Raw genomic sequence first — 17,720 nt, forward strand, 5'->3', positions numbered from 1 at the left:
CCCCCCCTTTTTTTTTTAATGATACGGCGACCACCGAGATCTACACCTACAAGATATCGTCGGCAGCGTCAGATGGTATAAAGAGACAGCTTCTGGAGCCGGCACCCTTGCCGTGGCCTGAGGGCCGGGGTGTTGCGGCCTACTTGTAGTGGCCTTCGCCGCCAACGCGGACGTTGGTGGGCAGGTAGCCAAACGGGCCAAGGCCGTTCTTGCCGAAGCTGCGGTCAACCTGCGTCACGCCGGCCTTGAAGTTCATCTTCACGGTGGGCGACAGGGAACCGCCGCGGACGCCGTCCACGTTGTCGATGAAGGACTGGACGAGCCCGCCGGGCTGCACGTAGTGCGAGTACGCCTGGAACTGCCGGCCGTTTTGGCGCGGGTCCGGACCTTCCGGAGCGTTGGCCTGCATGTTCAGGTCCGTAGGGGAGCCAAGGGCCAAGCCGCTGTTGTTGACCGGCTGGTAGTCGGAGCGGACGCCGTTGCCGACGAAACCGTAGACGCCGTCAGGGCCGCGCATGCCATCCGCGTACGTGAACTGGTGGCTGATGGTGAACAGGTAGTACTTGTTCTTGCCGTTCTCGTTCTGGATGAAGATCTGCGGACGCTCAGTCTGGTCGTTGACGCAGTTGGCGGACAAGATCGGCGGGAGGAAGCTCCACTTGGTCAGGTCCTTGTTGTCTGCGACTGCCAAGCCCACGTTCGCGGTCTGGTACCAAGCGCCGGTGCTGTTGACCTGGGCCAGAGTCTCCGCGTTGGGGTCGCCGGCCGCGTAGCCAAGGTCTTCCTGCTTGCACTTGTAGGAGCCGCGGGTGCCGCCGGTGTTTCCTTCGAAGACCATGAAGGTCTTGCCGGGGTGTGCCGGGTCGGCGAAGGTGTACGGGTCACGGAACGCGAAGCCGGGGTTCTGCGCCTTGTTCTGGTAGAGCTTTCCGTCCGGTTCCAGGAGCTTGGTGTGCTGGAAACCGTCGAAGGTCACGCCGTTCTGGTTGGCGTGGATGTTACCCAGGGCCTTGGCGATTGCGGCGTCGGGAGCGATGCCGCCGCCGCCTGCGTTCCGCTCGGCCACATCGTAGAACGTGGTGGCCGTGTAGAAGACGTTGATCTTGTTGCCCTGCATGAGGCGGGTGGAACCGGACCACTCCGTGTTGCCGATGGACGTGTTGTCCAGGAACAGGTGTCCGCCGTAGTTCCACTTGTCCTTGGCAGGATTGGCGTTGGTCTTGCGGAAGAAGTAGCCGATTCTGGCATTCCAGTGGCGCTGGTCGAAGCCGTAGCCCTCATGCCGGTCAGCCACCAAGGAGAAGACGACGTCCCAGCCCTTGTAGCTGATCTGGTTGGCATTCTCGTCGGTGAGGGACCAGGTGTCCCACACCCAGACGTCGTCGTTCATGGCCGGGAAGTCCTTGGGGATTTCCGGCATGGTGACGTTCGGGCTCATCGAGTTCTGGCCGGGCGCAACGTTGGGATTGCTCTGGGCCATGATCTGTTTGGCGTCGGCCCTCGTCCACTTGGACGTGAAGTCCGCCGCGGGATCGTACGCCTGCTGTGTGTGATTGGTAGGCAACGGGAAGCCGGGCGTGGGTGCCGGCATGGTGCTCGACGGCGGATCAGCCGGCAGGTTCGCCTGCGCGGCCGGCGTCACCAGCAGGATGCTGCCGGCCACGCTGGCTGCGGCTGCGAGGGCTACTGCCTGTCGCAGCCGGCGGCGCGGCCTTTGAGGGGTTGAGTGCGTGTTCATGCTTACTCTTCTCGCGGAGTGTTGGACTTCGTGGAGTGGGGCTCATGCCCTGACCCCCGGTTGGGGGTTCTCTACAACTGGGGCGTCCATCGATCCGCTGGAGGCATCACCGAGGGACGCCATCGTTTCGAGGTGCGGCGGAGCCTCGTGGGCCTCCACCGCGGTGGTACCGGCACGTCGACTTGCCGGGACACTTTCCACGCTAGACACGTGTTAGGTCGGACATCAAACGGTGTTGAGCGTGCGATTTGAGCTACCGGCGGGTATTTGCGCAAGCGTTTACATTGCCAACGGGCGCGCGTGCCACATGCTGGGGCGCGGGATCAAATGTTGCGCCATAAAACATATTTATCCTGAGAATTTGCTGTGCGTTTACTTCCGGTCCGGAATTGTTAGCGCGCACCCTCTTAATCAGCAAAGCGGGGCCACCATGGATGGTGGCCCCGCTTCCCGGTGACGCAGTCAGAGCTTGGCGATGATGTCCGCCAGGAGCTTGGAGATCCGCTTGCCGGCTGCCTGCCCGGCTTCCAGAACTTCGGCGTGGCTCAAAGGAACCGGGCTGATGCCGGCTGCAAGGTTGGTGACCAAGGAGATCCCGAAAACTTCCATTCCTGCATGGCGGCCGGCGATTGCTTCCAGCGCCGTGGACATGCCCACCAGGTCTGCGCCGATCCGCTTGGCGTACTGGACCTCTGCCGGTGTTTCGTAGTGCGGGCCGGTGAATTGTGCGTACACGCCTTCCTGCAGGGAAGCGTCCACTTCGCGGGCGAGGTCCCGGATGCGCGAGGAGTAGAGATCGGTGAGGTCAACAAATGTGGCGCCCTCAAGTGGTGAGGTAGCGGTGAGGTTGATGTGGTCGCTGATGAGGACGGGGGTGCCCGGTGTCCAGTCTTCGTTCAGCCCGCCGCAACCGTTGGTGAGTACCAATGTCTTGCAGCCGGCTGCGGCTGCGGTGCGCACGCCGTGGACCACGGACCGTACGCCGCGGCCTTCGTAGTAGTGGGTCCGCGCCCCGAGGACGAGCGCGCGCTTGCCCTCCTTGGTGAGGACGGAGCGGATGGTGCCAATATGGCCCACCACCGCCGGTTTGTGGAAACCGGGGACCTCCGAGGCGTTCAGGGTGGCGGTGGTTTCGCCGATGAGGTCGGCGGCCTCCGCCCAACCGGATCCGAGCACCAGGGCTACGTCATGGGACTCGATGCCGGTCTCCGCGGCGATGAAGTCTGCGGCGGCCTTCGCGGCCTCAAAGGGGTCTGTGTTCATCAGCTCAGTGTTACTCACTGGTACAAGCTACCCTGCAGCCGCAGGACTTTGGTAGGGACCCCTGCGCGGGTGAGGGTGGGCTGAGTGGCAGCCGACGCTGCAATGAGCGAGAATCGAGGATTGTGACCACCCAAGTTGACTTCAGTGCCCCCCGTATCGCGATCCTGGGAGGTGGTCCCGGCGGATATGAAGCTGCCATGGTGGCCGCCTCACTCGGCGCCCACGTCACCATTGTTGAGCGGGCGGGCCTTGGCGGCTCTGCCGTGCTGACCGACGTCGTGCCTTCCAAGACCCTCATTGCCACCGCCGACCTCATGACCCGCGTCGGTGAGGCGGACGAGTTGGGAGTGAAGTTCGACGGCGACGGCACGGCCTCGAAGCCCCGCGCCGACCTCAAGCACATCAACGACCGCGTGCTCAACCTTGCCCACGGACAGTCCGAGGACATCCGTGCCGGCCTGGAGCGCCTGGGCGTGGAAATCGTCATTGGGTCCGGCAAGCTGCTGGACAACAACACCATCGAGGTCCTGACCCTCGAAGGCACCCGCACCATTGATGCTGACGCCATCCTGCTGGCCGTCGGCGCCCACCCGCGCGAACTCCCCACTGCCAAGCCCGACGGTGAACGCATCCTCAACTGGGCTCAGATCTACAACCTGGACGAGCTCCCGGAAGAACTGATCGTGGTGGGATCCGGTGTTACCGGCGCCGAGTTCGCCTCCGCCTACAACGGACTGGGCTCCAAGGTCACGCTGATTTCCAGCCGGGACCAAGTTCTCCCGGGCGAGGACACTGATGCCGCCAAGCTGCTGGAAGGCGTCTTCGAACGTCGTGGCGTGAACGTTTTGTCCAAGTCACGCGCCAACGCAGTGGAGCGAACGGACGACGGCGTCAAGGTCACCTTGGGTGACGGATCGATTGTCACGGGTACGCACTGCTTGGTGTGTGTTGGTTCCATCCCGAACACGGCGGGCGTCGGCCTTGAGGAAGCCGGTGTGACCCTCACGGAGTCCGGCCACATCAAGGTTGACGGCGTTTCCCGCACTACCGCCCCCAACATCTATGCTGCCGGTGACTGCACAGGCGTGTTCGCCCTCGCATCCGTTGCGGCCATGCAGGGCCGTATCGCGATTGCCCACTTCATGGGCGACGGCGTGAAGCCGCTGAAGCTCAACCAGGTGGCGTCGAACATTTTCACCTCCCCTGAAATTGCCTCAGTGGGTGTGTCCGAGGCCGACCTCGCGTCCGGGAAGTACCAGGGCGACGTTGTGATGCTGTCCTTGCTCAGCAATGCCCGCGCCAAGATGCGCAACACCAAGGACGGCTTCGTCAAGATCATTGCCCGCAAGGGTTCCGGCACCGTGATCGGTGGCGTGGTGGTGGGCCCGAACGCGTCGGAGCTCATCTTCCCCATCTCCGTGGCCGTCACGCAGAAGCTCCACGTGGACGACGTCGCAAGCGCGTTCACGGTGTACCCGTCCCTCACGGGATCCATCTCGGAGGCCGCACGGCGCCTGCACGTGCACATGTAGTTTCGACGCCTACGCCCGTTTCGACGGTCCGCTGCACACCAGACGGTTCCTACCGTCTAACATGCAGCGAGCCATCGAAACGGGCGTTTCTGCTGTCTAGGCTTGCAGAGCGGCGACGGCTTCAGCCAACGGCAGGTGCAGGGCAGGACCATGGCCGGGCAGGATGACGTTGGCTTGGACACCCTCCAACTGCCGGGCAGAGGCCAACGCGGCAACAGGGTCAGAGTGGTACATCCGGTGCAGCATCTGGGGGCCGGATGTACTGCTGATCGGGTGGCCGGTGACGAAGGAGTCGCCCACGGCAATCGCTCCGGTGTCGGGCAGCAACAATGCGACATTGCCCGGGGTGTGCCCAGGGAGCGGGATTGCCTGGGGGTGGCCCGGCAGGCTATGGAGCTTCTCCGGCATCCAAGCTTCGGCGCGGGTGGCCGGCTCTGCCCGGAGGGCCTTGGCCTTGATGACGTGGAGCATCCACCGGAAAACGCGGGGACGCCATGCCCGGACCAGGACCTGGCCAAACGTGACCTGATGCTTCTCCTTGCCCTGAACGTGGGGTAATTCCCCGGGAGAGCAGAGGATGGGCGTGCCGAACGTCCGCGAGAAGTACGCCGCGGATCCTGTGTGGTCCACGTGCCCGTGCGTGATGAGCATGGCCTTCGCATCGGCAGGCTCCAAGCCCAGCCCTCTGATGGACTCGAGGACCAGGTCACGGTCGGCGGGGTAACCGCCGTCGATCACAATAAACCCGCCATCGTCACGGACAATGAGCCAATTGGACGCCGGTCCTTCCACGAAAAAGATCCCTGGAGCCTGCTCGGAGATGTTCACGTGAGAATTCTAAGTGCCCGCTTCGGAGCGGCAAGCCAAAAAACTACGCGGCGTCAGGCGGCAGCCGCTTGGAAGTGTTTTTCGATGATCCCCTTGATGTCCCCATGGCAGCCCCCGCAGCCCGTTCCGGCGCGGGTGGCTTTGGAAACCTCGCCCACGGTGCTGCAGCCGTCCAGGACTGAATCCTCGATGCTGGCCGCGCTGACCCCTGCGCAACGGCACACGGTCCGCTGGGGATCGTTGCTGGTGGCGCCGGTGTCCAGTTGGTCGGGCCCATCGAGCCGGAGCAGGAGTGAGCGGTCGGCGGGCAGTTCCGAGGAGCGTTCGAAGAGCACCACCAGTTCAGCAGCCGTCCGGGGCATGCCCACGGCAACGAGGCCTTCCAGCACCCCGCCGCGGGTGGTCATCTTTACGTAGCGGCCGTGTTCGGGATCGGCCCACTGGGAGATCTGCCGGCGGGCACGTCCCGAAGCAGCACCGGCTGCCAGCAATTCTTCATCCCACGGATCGGCTTGGTTGTCGCCCGCCACAGCGAGGTTGATGCCCCTTGCTTTCAGGACCACCACCCCGGGCTTCTCCACGGGCAGCGCTTCCACCGCATCCGCGGCGGCCTGGCCGTCCCGGGCAAGGACCACGAGGTATTCGGCCAACCACTCAGCCTGACGCCACCCCGGGCCCACCAAGCCGGAGGGGCCACCGGCTGTGCGGCATTCAACACAGGAGCCATCCGGGCAGCGCACTTCAGCACAGTCGCCGATCGCGAACATGTGGGGCTCATGATAAGTCCGGAGGTGGTGGTCCACCAGGATGCCGGCACCGGTAGGAAGTCCACAGCCCTCGGCCAGTTCGATCCGGGGGCGGACACCACACGACAAGACCAGCAGGTCGCCGTCGATCGCTGAGCCGTCATCCAGCAGCAGCGCCGAGAAGCTGCCGTCAGGACCGGAGGTTTCAATGCCGGTGGAACGGGCATTGCCGGCCATCCGGACGCCGCCCGCCCGCAGGCTGTTGGTAAGGACGGAGCCACTGCCGCGGTCAATGCTGCGGCCCAGCGGGAACGGTCCGTTGTGGACCACCGTGGTTTGGGCGCCTTCTTCAGAGGCCGCCAGCGCGGTTTCCAAACCCAGCACCCCGCCACCCAGGACCACCACGCGCTTGCCGCCGGCTACCGCGGCGCGAAGCACGGCAGCATCCCTCAGATCACGCAAAGCTGTAACTCCGGCCGGAAGCACGGGCCGGGAGGGATCGGGGTTGAGTCCGGTGAGGTTGGGAATGACCGGACGCGAGCCAGTGGCAAACACCAGGCGGTCGTAGTGTTCAGAGGTGCCGTCTGAAAGGACTACCTGCTGGCGGGCGCGGTCGATCCTTTTGACCTTGGTGCCCAGGCGGACGTCAACGCCGTCGGACGTCAACTCGGACGCATCGGCCATCGCCAACGCCTCGGCCGTGGTGCGCCCCACGCCGAGCTCAGCAACCATGACCCTGTTGTAGGCAGCCTCGGTCTCCTGACCCACCACCAGCAGTTGAACCAGCCCAGTGCGGACGGAGGGGAGCAGTTCGTCAATAAGCCGTGCTGCCACAGGCCCGAATCCAACTACAACAATGCGCTCGCTCATGATGCCTCCTTGACGTGCAGTGGCAGCCGCGTCCCGGCCGGGACGGTGTACGAGGGCAGGTCCTGGGTTGAGACTGCCCGCCGGACCCATACCCGGCTGGTCTTGAATTCCGGCATGCCGGAGATGGGATCTGTGGCCGCTTCGGTGAGGCGGTTGGCGTTTTCCTGGCCGGGGAAGTGGAACGGCAGGAAGACAGTGTCCTGTCGGACTGTGGTGCTGAGTTCGGCGCGGCAAAGTACTTCGCCGCGCTCGTTCGTGACGGTGGCGTAGTCGCCATCGGCGATACCGCGGGCAGCTGCTGTGCCTGGGTGGATGAGGAGCCGGGCCTGCGGCTGGGATGCCAGCAGCTCGCTCACACGGCGCGTCTGGGCGCCGGACTGGTAATGCTCCAGGAGCCGGCCCGTGGCCAGCGCCAGGGAATCGTCCGCGAACGAACGGACAGCCCGTTTGGAGGGAGTGACCGGAACCATGACGGCGCGGCCATCAGCGTGGGCGAAGCCGTCGGCGAACAGACGCGGAGTTCCGGTGCTGCCCACAGGGTAGGGCCAGTAGGCAGCCTCGCCGCGGTCCAGCATGGCGTAATCGATGCCCGAGTAATCAGCCAAACCACCAGCGGAAGCCAGGCGCAGCTCTTCAAAGACGGTCTCGGGATCGTCGCTGAACGTTGACGGGGCCTCAAGGAGTTCAGCCAGCCGCGCCATGAGCCACAACTCGCTGCGTACCCCAGGGGGAGGAGTCAGTGCCCGGCGACGCCGGATCACGCGGCCCTCGAGGTTGGTGAGGGTGCCTTCTTCCTCGGCCCATTGCGTAACGGGCAATACGAGGTCAGCCTCGGCGGCGGTCTCAGACATGAAGAAGTCGCAGACCACCAGGAAGTCCAGGCTGCGAAGACCCTTGATCACTGCGTTGGTGTCCGGCGCCGAGACCACCACGTTGGCACCGTGCACGAAAAGGCACCTGACGCCGTCGGGCTGTCCAAGAGACTTAAGAAGTTCGACGGCGGGCATGCCGGGGCCGGGGATGAGCGACTCGTCGACGCCCCACACTCCGGCGACGTGGGCGCGCGCGGCGGGATCGGTGATCTTGCGGTAGCCCGGGAGCTGGTCGGCTTTCTGCCCGTGTTCGCGGCCGCCCTGGCCGTTGCCCTGGCCGGTGAGCGTGCCGTAGCCGCTGCGCGCAGAGCCGGGCAGGCCCAACAGGAGGCTGAGGTTGATCGCAGCAGTTGCCGTGTCCGTGCCGTCCACGTGCTGCTCCACGCCGCGGCCGCTAAGGATGTAGCTGCCGCCGGTGCGGGCGCCTTGTGCCAAGCGCCGGGCGGTTTCGCGGATCAGGGTGGCGGGGACACCGGTGATGGACTGGACCCGTTCCGGCCAGTACGCAGAAAGGCTCCGCACCACAGCCGCGTTGCCGCTGGTGTTGGCCTCGATGTATCCGGCGTCGGCCAGGCCTTCGTGAACCACTACGTGGCTGATGCCCAGGAGGAGGGCCAAATCGGTTCCGGGCGTCGGCTGCAGGTGGAGGCCGCCGCCGTCGGAGGTGAACGCAGCAGTCGCCGAGCGGCGGGGGTCCACCACGATCAAGCCGCCGGCGTCCCGTGCGCCCTGCAGGTGCTGGACGAACGGAGGCATGGTCTCGGCAACGTTGGAACCGAGCATGAGGATCACGGACGCGGTATCGAGGTCCGTGACCGGGAAGGGCAGCCCGCGGTCCACGCCAAAGGCGCGGTTACCGGCGGCAGCTGCAGAGGACATGCAGAACCGGCCGTTGTAATCGATGCGCGAGGTACGGAGGGCCAGCCGGGCGAACTTGCCCAGCAGATATGCCTTCTCGTTGGTGAGGCCGCCGCCGCCGAAAACACCCACGGCGTCATTCCCGTACTGCTGCTGGGTGTCCTTCACCGCTGCGGTGACGAGCATGAGCGCCTGGTCCCAGGAGATGGGCTGGTGGACGCCGTCCGATCCTTTGAGCATGGGTTCAGTGACGCGCCCGTTGTGATGCAACAACGACGCCGATGTCCAGCCTTTGCGGCACAGCCCGCCCCGGTTGGTGGGGAAGTCGCGCCCGGATACTTCCAGGGGAGCGTCAGGCTTGGCCGGTTCTGCGAGGGGTGCGGCCGCTGCCGCTGTCCCTTGTGCTGCCGAAGCAGCCGGGGTCAGCGTCATGGCGCACTGGAGCGCGCAGTAGGGGCAGTGGGTATCGGCGCCGTTGGGCATCTAGATGTGTCCGATCGTGTTGCGCTTCTGGGCAGGGCGGATGTAGAAGACCCAGCAGACGATGAGCATCAGGACGTAGGCTCCAACGAATCCGTAGAACGCCGGGGTGTAAGAGCCGGTGGCCGTGTTGGAGGCGTTGAGCACCTGGGGGATCACGAACCCGCCGTATGCGCCTATCGCGGAGATCAGGCCCAGCGAGGAAGAAGCGAGCCGCGCCGTGGTGGTGCTCGGGGCTCCTGCGCGGGCGGCCCGGCTGGAGGTTGCGAAGATGACCGGGATCATGCGGTAAGTGGCACCGTTTCCGAACCCGCTGGCCAGGAAGAGCAGCAGGAACAAGGTGAGGAAGAGCCAGAAGTTCTTCAACGGCAGCGTCCAGATCATGGTCAAGGTGATCACAGCCATGGAGGCGAACGAGGCGATGGTCATCCGGGCGCCACCCATGCGGTCGGCCATGCGTCCGCCGTAGGGGCGGGCCAGGGATCCAACCAGCGGGCCGAGGAAGGCCAGGGAGAGTGCCACTGCGCCAACATGGATGGAAGAGAAGTCCGGGAAGTAGTCCTTGATCAGCTTGGGGAAGACGCCCGCGAAGCCGATGAACGAGCCGAACGTTCCGATGTACAGGAACGCCATGATCCACAGGTGCGGTTCCTTGAGGGCGGCCAGTGAACCGGCCACGTCACCCTTGGCGCTGGTGAGGTTGTTCATGTACTTGTAAGCGCCGAAGGCGGCGATGATGATCAGCGGAATCCAGATGATGCCTGCCATCGGCAGGTTGACGGTTCCGGCGGCCAGGAGCGTGATGGCGATCGGGACGACAAGCTGGGCGACGGCGGCACCGAGGTTTCCGCCGGCGGCGTTCAGGCCCAGCGCCCAACCCTTTTCGCGGGCGGGGTAGAAGAAGGTGATGTTGGCCATCGAGCTGGCGAAGTTGCCGCCACCAAAGCCGGCGAGGCCAGCCATGAGGAGCATGACGCCGAACGGCGTTTCCGGGTTGGAGACGCAGATAGCCAGGCCCGTGGTGGGGATCAGCAGGAGCAGCGCCGAGACGATGGTCCAGTTCCGGCCACCAAACTTGGGAACCATGAAGGTGTAGGGAATGCGAAGCGTGGCGCCTACCAGGCTGGGGATGGAGATGAGCCAGAAGATCTGGTTGGTATCAAAGGTAAAACCGGCCGCGGGGAGCTGGACCACCACGATGGACCAGAGCTGCCAGACGACGAAACCGAGGAATTCGGCAAAGATGGACCAGTAGAGATTGCGCTTGGCGATGGACCGGCCTTCGGCTTCCCACTGGCCCTTGTCCTCGGCATCCCAGTTGGCAATCCAACGGCCGGGGCGGTGTTCAAGGGCGGGGGCGGCGGTGGCAGTGGACTGGACAGGGGCCAGTTCTTCTGCGGAGCGGTCAACAGTCACGGAGTGCCTCCTTGGTGGGGGACGTTGTTATTCCAAGGTAGGTTTCGCGCATTTCGTGGACTGGCTCCGTTTGTAAACGTGCTGTGACATTTCCCTATCGGCGGGGTCACCGGCGCGTGAGGCGATGGTGAGGTAGTGTGGCGCGGACCACAGGGTGAGATTTTCCTGTGCGTCCGCATGTTGGACTTGGTTGTCCAGTCAATGGACAGCGGGAACTATTATTGAACTCTCGAATATTCCTTCGCCGGGAGCCTCTCGGGGCTTCGGCCGGCGTGAAAGAAAGCTGCACATACATGTCTTCCACCGCACCATCCAAGGAAGGCGAGTCCACTAAGCCAGTGAACTCGCGGGGCAAGGTGATCTTCGCGAGCCTGATCGGCACGACGATCGAGTTCTACGACTTCTACGCCTATGCCACCGCGTCGGTACTCGTCTTCCCGAAGCTCTTCTTCCCCGACGCCACTGACATCAATGCGCTGCTCAGTGCGTTCGCCATTTTTGGCGTTGCCTTCTTCGCGCGGCCTATCGGTGCCGTGGTCTTCGGCCACTTTGGTGACAAGATCGGCCGCAAGGGCACCCTGGTGGCGTCGTTGCTGACCATGGGTATCGCCACGTTCCTCATCGGTCTCCTGCCCACGGCCTCCATGCCGGGTTGGGCCATCCTTGCCCCGATCATGCTGGTCATCCTGCGGTTCTTCCAAGGCCTGGCTCTGGGCGGCGAATGGTCCGGCGCAGCATTGCTGGCCACGGAGAACGCACCCGAGGGAAAGCGTGCCATCTACGGAACGTTCCCGCAGCTGGGCGCCCCCATCGGCTTCATCATCGCCAACGTCATCTTCATCTGGATGAACGTATCGCTGAGTGCCGAAGAATTCCTGGCTTGGGGCTGGAGGGTTCCGTTCATCCTCAGCGCCGTCCTGGTGATCGTGGGCCTCTATGTCCGTTTGAAGCTGGTGGAAAGCGCGTCCTTCACCAAGGTGATCGAGCAGGACAAGGTGCAGAAGCTGCCTCTCGCAGCCACCCTCAAGAGCCACTGGCGTCCGGTGGTGGCCGGTACGTTCATCATGTTTGCCACGTACGTGCTCTTCTACATCATGACCACGTTCACCCTCTCCTACGGCACCAAGCCCACCCTGGCCGGTGCACAGGCAGCGGCTGAAAAAGCGGGCAAGCCCATGACGGCAGATCAGATTGCCGCGTTCGTCCCCGGCCTGGGAATCACCCGGTCCGACTTCCTCTGGATGCTGATCATCGGCGTCGTCTTCTTCGGCATCTTCACCGTGGTCTCCGGGCCGCTCGCTGAGAAGTGGGGCCGGCGAAAGTTCCTGCTGGGCGTCACCGCCGGCATCTTCGTGTTCGGCGCGCTCTGGTTCACCATGTTCGGTCCCGGCCAGGCAGCGGCCATGGTTGGCCTCATTGTGGGCTTCACGCTCATGGGCCTGACCTTCGGGCCCATGGCAGCGATCCTTCCCGAATTGTTCCCGGCCAACGTTCGCTACACCGGATCCGCCGTGGCGTACAACCTGTCCTCCATGATCGGTGCAGCTCCTGCCTCGTTCGTGGCCATTGCGCTCTGGTCTGCAGCGAACGGCAGCACGTGGCTGGTGGGCGCCTACATGGCCGCCGCCGCAGTGGTGACCTTCATCGCGCTCTGGCTGACGCGCGAGACCAAGGACATGGACTACGAAAACAACGTGTCCTAAGCAGCCCAATAACGACGGCGGCTCCGCACCATTGGTGCGGAGCCGCCGTCGTTAACGGGTACTTTGCGTTAGTCCTCGATGGTGGCGATGACTGCGCCGGCGGCGACAGTCTCGCCGGCCGTGGCAGCGAGGCCACGGACGGTACCGGCCTTGTGGGCGGTGAGGGGCTGCTCCATCTTCATGGCTTCGAGAACCACGATCAGGTCGCCTTCGGCCACAACATCGCCTTCAGCAGCTGCCACCTTGACGATGGTGCCCTGCATGGGGGAAGTCAGTGCATTTCCGCCGGCTGCAGCAGCCGTGGCGCCAGCCGAACGGGAGCGCTTCTTGGACTTGCCGGACTTGGTGCCCGAACCGCTGGAAACTGCCGCGACACCGCCACCCAGACCGGAAGGAAGAACGACCTCAAGCCGCTTGCCGCCCACCTCGACGACGACGCGCTGGCGCTCACCGGCGTCGGGCGCCTCAGCGCCTGCTGCGTTGGCAGACCATGCCGGGATGCTGTTGACGAACTCGGTCTCGATCCAGCGTGTGTGGACCTTGAACGGGCCTTCCGCCGGTGCGAATGCGGGATCGGTGACCACGGCGAGGTCGAAGGGGATGACAGTGGGGATGCCCTCGACCACCATCTCCTCCAGCGCCCGGCGTGAACGCTGGAGAGCTTGTTCGCGGGTGGCACCGGTGATGATCAGTTTGGAGAGCATGGAGTCGAAGTTGCCGCTGATGACGTCGCCCTGCTCCACGCCGGAATCGATCCGGATGCCGGGGCCCGTGGGGTTCTTCAGGGTGGTGATGGTGCCGGGGGCGGGCATGAAGTTGCGGCCCGGATCCTCGCCGGTGATGCGGAACTCGAAGGAGTGGCCACGGACCTCGGGGTCGTCATAGCCCAGGGCTTCGCCGCGGGCGATGCGGAACTGCTCGCGGACGAGGTCGATTCCCGTGACTTCCTCTGACACGCAGTGCTCCACCTGGAGGCGGGTGTTCACTTCGAGGAAGGAAATGGTGCCGTCCTGGCCCACCAGGAACTCGCAAGTGCCGGCACCGAGGTAGTTTGCTTCCTTGAGGATGGCCTTGGAAGACTCGTAGAGGCGCTTGTTCTGCTCTTCGCTGAGGTACGGAGCAGGTGCTTCTTCAACAAGTTTCTGGTTGCGGCGCTGCAGTGAGCAGTCGCGGGTGGAGACCACTACAACGTTGCCGAAAGCATCGGCCAAGCACTGTGTTTCCACGTGGCGCGGGGCATCGAGGAACCGCTCAATGAAGCACTCGCCGCGACCAAACGCAGCGATTGCCTCGCGGACCGCGGACTCGTAGAGCTCCGGAATCTCGTCCATGGTGCGTGCAACCTTGATGCCGCGTCCGCCGCCGCCGAAGGCAGCCTTAATGGCGACCGGGAGGCCGAATTCTTCGGCAAACTTCAGGATTTCGTCGGCCGACTCCACGGGGTCAGCCGTGCCGGGAACCAGGGGAGCGCCCACCTTTTCGGCGATGTGGCGGGCCTGGACCTTGTCGCCCAGGGCCGAGATCGCCTCGGGGGAGGGGCCAATCCAGGTGATGCCGGCGTCGATGACCTTGGCAGCGAACTCGGCGTTCTCCGCCAGGAAGCCGTAGCCGGGGTGGATGGCATCGGCGCCGGACTGCTTGGCGACGTCGATGATCTTGTCCATGACCAAGTACGACTCAGCGGCGGTGTTGCCGCCCAAGGCGTAGGCTTCGTCGGCCAAGCGGACGTGGAGGGCGTCACGGTCAGGATCGGCGTAGACCGCTACGGAGGCAATGCCTTCGTCCCGGGCGGCTCGGATGATGCGGACCGCGATTTCGCCGCGGTTGGCAATCAAGACCTTGGTAAGAGGGCTGGAAATGGGCTGCGCCGGGTTAGCTGACAAGTTGTTGACTCCTTCTGTCCTTGAGGAGCCTAGCGCGATTGTGAGGGTTCCGCCCATATTGATGGGGGATTCCGTGTGTGAGGCGATGTTCCTTTGTAGGGTTGCTACAAATGGCTTCTACTGCTCGTCGTTGTCCCACAGCTCGGTGATTCGCACGTTCGCGTGGACCAGGAGATCCCGGAGGGTGGAGATGGAAAGCCCGACGACGGCGTGCGGGTCGCCGTCCACTTTGCGGATGAACGCCCCGCCCAAGCCGTCAATGGTGAAGGACCCGGCGCAGTGGAGGGGTTCTCCGGTGGCGATGTAGGCGTCGATGTCGTAGGTGCTCATCCGGGCGAAGTGGACCTCGGCGCTGGATACGGCTCCAACTGTGGCGCCGGTGCCTTCGGGGCTGTCTGCGTCTGCCCCGGCTGCTTCATCGTCCGCGTCAGCGGCGGTGTCCCGGCAGTCCACCAGCCAGTGGCCGGTGTGCAGCACTCCCTGCGAGCCGCTCATCCGCAGCATCCGTTCCCGTGCGACATCCGCGGTGTAAGGCTTGCCGTGGGACTCGCCGTCGAACTCGAACACCGAATCGCAGCCGATCACCAACGCACCCTCAGCTTCGGGGAGGGCAGCGACGGCCTCGGCCTTGGCACGTGCCAGCAGCAGCGCGGTATCGTGTGCGTCCGTCACGCCGTACTTGGCCTGCACCGCGTCTTCGTCAACGTCCGAAACCAGGACGTCATGCCGGATACCGGCGTCCGTGAGCAGCTTGGTGCGGGCGGGGGACTGGGAGGCGAGAATCAATCGGGTCACGCCACCCAGCCTAATACGACCATCTCTCACATCCCGCGTGCTTCGGCTGAACGGTCTCCCACGTCCCGCGCGCTTCGGCCGAACGGTCTCTCACGTCCCGCGTGCTTCGGCTGAACGGTCTCTCACGTCCCGCGTGCTTAAACCGAAACGCTCGCTCACTTGCCTCAAGCAAGTGAGCGAGCGTTCATGAATATCGGCTGGTATGTGGAAGAGCGTTAGTGGACCAGTTCCTCGGTCTTCCGACGATCGGTCCGCTCCAGCTTGGCGCCTTCAACATCGACATCCGGAAGAACACGCTCCAGCCACTTGGGGAGCCACCAGGCCTTCTCGCCCAGAAGGTACATCACAGCGGGAACGATGGTCATGCGGACCACGAAGGCATCAATCAGTACACCGAACGCCATGGCGAAGCCGAGCGGCCGGACCATGGTGAGGTGGCTGAAGATGAAGCCGGAGAACACGCTGACCATGATGATCGCGGCGGCGGTGACCACGGCTGCAGCGTGGCTGAAACCGGAGCGTACCGCGTGCTTGGCAGTCTCGCCGTGCATGAACGATTCCCGCATGCCCGAGGTGATGAACACTTGGTAGTCCATGGCGAGACCGAACAGCACACCGATGAGGATGATGGGCAGGAAGCTCAGGACGGCGCCCGGGTTGGCGACGTCGAAGATCCCTCCCAGCCAGCCCCACTGGTAGACGGCAACCACGGCACCGAAAGCAGCAGCGAGGGACAGCAGGAATCCGCCGGTTGCCAGCAGGGGCACCACAACCGAGCGGAAGACCAACAGAAGCAAGAGCAAGGACAGCCCGACGACGATCGCCAAGTACGGCGGCAACGCAGCGCCGAGCTTGTTGGAAACGTCAATGTTGCCCGCGGTCTGTCCGGTCAGGCCGATTTTCACGTCAAGGTCGTCGCTGATCACAGCACCCTTGGCGCGAAGATCGGACACGACCTGGACGGTGCCGGCACTGGCCGGGCCTTCCTTCGGGATGACCTGGAACACCGCAGTGCGACGGTCTTCGCTCAAGGCGATGGGGACAGCAGCAATGACATTCTCAACACTGCGAAGTTCGTCCGCAACATCGAACTGCTTGTTCTTGGCGTCGTTTTCGCTGAGACCTTCAGGGAATTCACCGACGACGACGATCGGTCCCGTCACGCCTTCGCCGAAGCTGCTGCGGGTGAGGTCGTAGGCCTTGAAGGCCTGCGAATCGACCGGCTCGGAGCCGCCGTCGGGAAGTGCCAACCGCAACTGAGAGGCCGGCAGTGCCAAAGCGCCCAACAATACGACGCTGGCCACCAGGGCAACCCACGGATGACGCGTGACCATACCGCCCCAGCCTCCGCTGCTGCGCTTCTCCTCGCGTTCACGGTCGGCCGCTTCGTGGCCGGGCTCAGCGTTGTGCCTGGCAGCCTTGGCCCAAGCGCGCTTGGAGATGAGTCGGCGCCCAATCAGGGCCAGCACAGCGGGTGTCAAGGTCAAAGCTACGACGACGGCGACAGCAACTGTCGCTGCGGCCGCAACACCCATCACGGCGAGGAAGGGAAGTCCCGGAACCACCAGTGCAGCCAAGGCGATGATCACGGTGAGACCGGCGAACAACACGGCGTTACCCGAAGTACCCGTAGCCAATGCAGCGGATTCCTCCGCGTCCATGCCGGCCAGCAGCTGGGTGCGGTGGCGGTTGACGATAAACAGGGAGTAGTCGATGCCCACCGCGAGGCCGAGCATCAGGGCAAGCATCGGGGAGATGGAGCTCATGTCGATGACGCTGGTGAGGGCAAACGTTCCGCCCACACCTACAGCTACGCCGATCAGGGCCATCAGGAGAGGAAGCCCGGCTGCGATGAGGGTTCCGAGCATCAGGATCAGGACCATGGCCGCGACTGCGACGCCCACGATTTCAGCAACCCCGAAAATCTCGGAGACGTCCTCGGTGATTTCCTTGCTGGCGTAGGCCGTGACGCCGGCCGATGAGACGCCGTGGACGATCTCCTGGACCTCTTCACGGACGGCGGGGTCAACGGCGTTGATGGAGGTTTTGAACTGGACCTGGGCTACTGCGGCTTTGTTGTCGCTGGAGACAAAACGGAGGCCTTCGGAGGCTTCGAGCTGTCGCTTGCCCAGAGCCAATGCGGCGGCGCCGTCGGCAGCTTCCTTGGTTCCGGCGTCGAGCTTTTCTTTGTTGGCGGCGAGTTCGGCGCGCTGCGGAGCCAGCTGGGCTTCGATCTGTGCGGGTGTGAGGCCTGAGGCAGCCAGCTGCTGTTCCGCCCCGGCGAGTTGGGTCTCGCCCGCTTCCAGCTGTGCGCGGGAGGCATCAAGCAGCGCCTTGCCTTCGGCGGCCTTGGCTTCACCGGCTGCGATCTCGCCGGCTGACTTGTCCAGCTGCTCCTGCGTGGTGAACGGGTTCACCGTTCCTTGAATGTCAGGCATGGCTTCAAGCTTGGTCAGCGCAGCGGCCACTGCGTCCTTCTTGGCTTGGTCGAATCCGCCGTCCCCGGCATCGAAGACCACGCTGGCGGAGCCTCCCGAAGAATCAGGGAGCGCTTCCTTGAGCTTGTCCGCCATCTGCTGGGTTTCGGTGCCCGGGATGGTGAAGTTGTTGGACATGGTGCCGTGGAACGCTGCGGCCGAGCCGCCCACTGCCACCATGACGGCCAGCCAGATGGAGATGACCAGCCAGCGGCGCCGATACGAAAACTTGCCGAGACGGTAGAGGAACGAGGCCATG

General features: G+C 64.2%; 11 protein-coding genes. 2 read left to right on the forward strand and 9 right to left on the reverse strand.

Translation table 11 applies throughout. The annotated features are described in order from the left end of the window. Window positions 1–139 precede the first annotated feature (139 nt). Both RQH14_RS16795 and RQH14_RS16800 read right to left on the reverse strand, forming a co-directional pair. Window positions 140–1,738: a glycoside hydrolase family 68 protein gene (locus tag RQH14_RS16795; RefSeq protein ID WP_311214293.1), complete on the reverse strand. Its 1,599-nt coding sequence runs from the start codon at window positions 1,736–1,738 to the stop codon at window positions 140–142. Between the two features lie 462 nt (window positions 1,739–2,200). Continuing rightward, window positions 2,201–3,001 carry a purine-nucleoside phosphorylase gene (locus RQH14_RS16800; RefSeq protein WP_311214294.1) on the reverse strand — a complete coding sequence of 267 codons (801 nt, stop codon included), beginning with the start codon at window positions 2,999–3,001 and terminating at the stop codon, window positions 2,201–2,203. A 122-nt stretch (window positions 3,002–3,123) separates the two neighbouring features. Between RQH14_RS16800 and RQH14_RS16805 the strand changes: the two genes are divergently transcribed. Next, window positions 3,124–4,533 carry an NAD(P)H-quinone dehydrogenase gene (locus RQH14_RS16805; protein WP_172322620.1) on the forward strand — a complete coding sequence of 470 codons (1,410 nt, stop codon included), beginning with the start codon at window positions 3,124–3,126 and terminating at the stop codon, window positions 4,531–4,533. A gap of 96 nt (window positions 4,534–4,629) precedes the next feature. Here the strand turns inward: RQH14_RS16805 and RQH14_RS16810 are convergent, their stop codons facing one another. The 4 genes from RQH14_RS16810 to RQH14_RS16825 are packed head-to-tail and all read right to left on the reverse strand — an operon-like array spanning window position 4,630 to window position 10,603. Beyond that, entirely contained in the window at window positions 4,630–5,361 is a 732-nt protein-coding gene (locus tag RQH14_RS16810; protein WP_311214295.1) for an MBL fold metallo-hydrolase, read from the reverse strand. Between the two features lie 53 nt (window positions 5,362–5,414). Beyond that, entirely contained in the window at window positions 5,415–6,977 is a 1,563-nt protein-coding gene (locus tag RQH14_RS16815; RefSeq protein ID WP_311214296.1) for an FAD-dependent oxidoreductase, read from the reverse strand. Then, a complete protein-coding gene (locus RQH14_RS16820) occupies window positions 6,974–9,190 on the reverse strand; it encodes a molybdopterin oxidoreductase family protein (RefSeq protein ID WP_311214297.1) in 2,217 nt (738 codons plus the stop codon). Before RQH14_RS16820 ends, RQH14_RS16815 begins: the two co-directional genes overlap by 4 nt. After that, window positions 9,191–10,603 carry an MFS transporter gene (locus RQH14_RS16825; protein ID WP_311214298.1) on the reverse strand — a complete coding sequence of 471 codons (1,413 nt, stop codon included), beginning with the start codon at window positions 10,601–10,603 and terminating at the stop codon, window positions 9,191–9,193. 293 nt (window positions 10,604–10,896) lie between these two features. Here RQH14_RS16825 and RQH14_RS16830 point away from each other — a divergent pair, with 293 nt between their 5' ends. Next, on the forward strand, window positions 10,897–12,306 hold the full coding sequence (locus RQH14_RS16830; RefSeq protein WP_311214299.1) for an MFS transporter: 1,410 nt from the start codon (window positions 10,897–10,899) through the stop codon (window positions 12,304–12,306). Between the two features lie 68 nt (window positions 12,307–12,374). Here the strand turns inward: RQH14_RS16830 and RQH14_RS16835 are convergent, their stop codons facing one another. The 3 genes from RQH14_RS16835 to RQH14_RS16845 form a co-directional block, all read right to left on the reverse strand. Next, window positions 12,375–14,246 carry a biotin carboxylase N-terminal domain-containing protein gene (locus tag RQH14_RS16835; RefSeq protein ID WP_311214300.1) on the reverse strand — a complete coding sequence of 624 codons (1,872 nt, stop codon included), beginning with the start codon at window positions 14,244–14,246 and terminating at the stop codon, window positions 12,375–12,377. 60 nt (window positions 14,247–14,306) lie between these two features. After that, window positions 14,307–14,984 carry a nucleoside triphosphate pyrophosphatase gene (locus RQH14_RS16840; protein ID WP_311214301.1) on the reverse strand — a complete coding sequence of 226 codons (678 nt, stop codon included), beginning with the start codon at window positions 14,982–14,984 and terminating at the stop codon, window positions 14,307–14,309. 215 nt (window positions 14,985–15,199) lie between these two features. Continuing rightward, window positions 15,200–17,719 (reverse strand): MMPL family transporter, encoded by a 2,520-nt coding sequence (locus RQH14_RS16845; protein ID WP_311214302.1) that lies wholly within the window; start codon window positions 17,717–17,719, stop codon window positions 15,200–15,202. Window position 17,720: the final 1 nt, after the last annotated feature.

The organism is Arthrobacter sp. WCS2018Hpa-7, from assembly GCF_031843805.1.
In the GTDB taxonomy this organism is placed as follows: Bacteria; Actinomycetota; Actinomycetes; order Actinomycetales; family Micrococcaceae; genus Arthrobacter.

What these genes read in the sequence shown, in the direction of transcription:
- RQH14_RS16795 (WP_311214293.1), bottom strand. Translation starts at nt 1,738, where the DNA reads ATGAACACGCACTCAACCCCTCAAAGGCCGCGCCGCCGGCTGCGACAG.
- RQH14_RS16800 (WP_311214294.1), bottom strand. Translation starts at nt 3,001, where the DNA reads ATGAACACAGACCCCTTTGAGGCCGCGAAGGCCGCCGCAGACTTCATC.
- RQH14_RS16815 (WP_311214296.1), bottom strand. Translation starts at nt 6,977, where the DNA reads ATGAGCGAGCGCATTGTTGTAGTTGGATTCGGGCCTGTGGCAGCACGG.
- RQH14_RS16820 (WP_311214297.1), bottom strand. Translation starts at nt 9,190, where the DNA reads ATGCCCAACGGCGCCGATACCCACTGCCCCTACTGCGCGCTCCAGTGC.
- RQH14_RS16830 (WP_311214299.1), top strand. Translation starts at nt 10,897, where the DNA reads ATGTCTTCCACCGCACCATCCAAGGAAGGCGAGTCCACTAAGCCAGTG.
- RQH14_RS16835 (WP_311214300.1), bottom strand. Translation starts at nt 14,246, where the DNA reads ATGGGCGGAACCCTCACAATCGCGCTAGGCTCCTCAAGGACAGAAGGA.
- RQH14_RS16845 (WP_311214302.1), bottom strand. Translation starts at nt 17,719, where the DNA reads ATGGCCTCGTTCCTCTACCGTCTCGGCAAGTTTTCGTATCGGCGCCGC.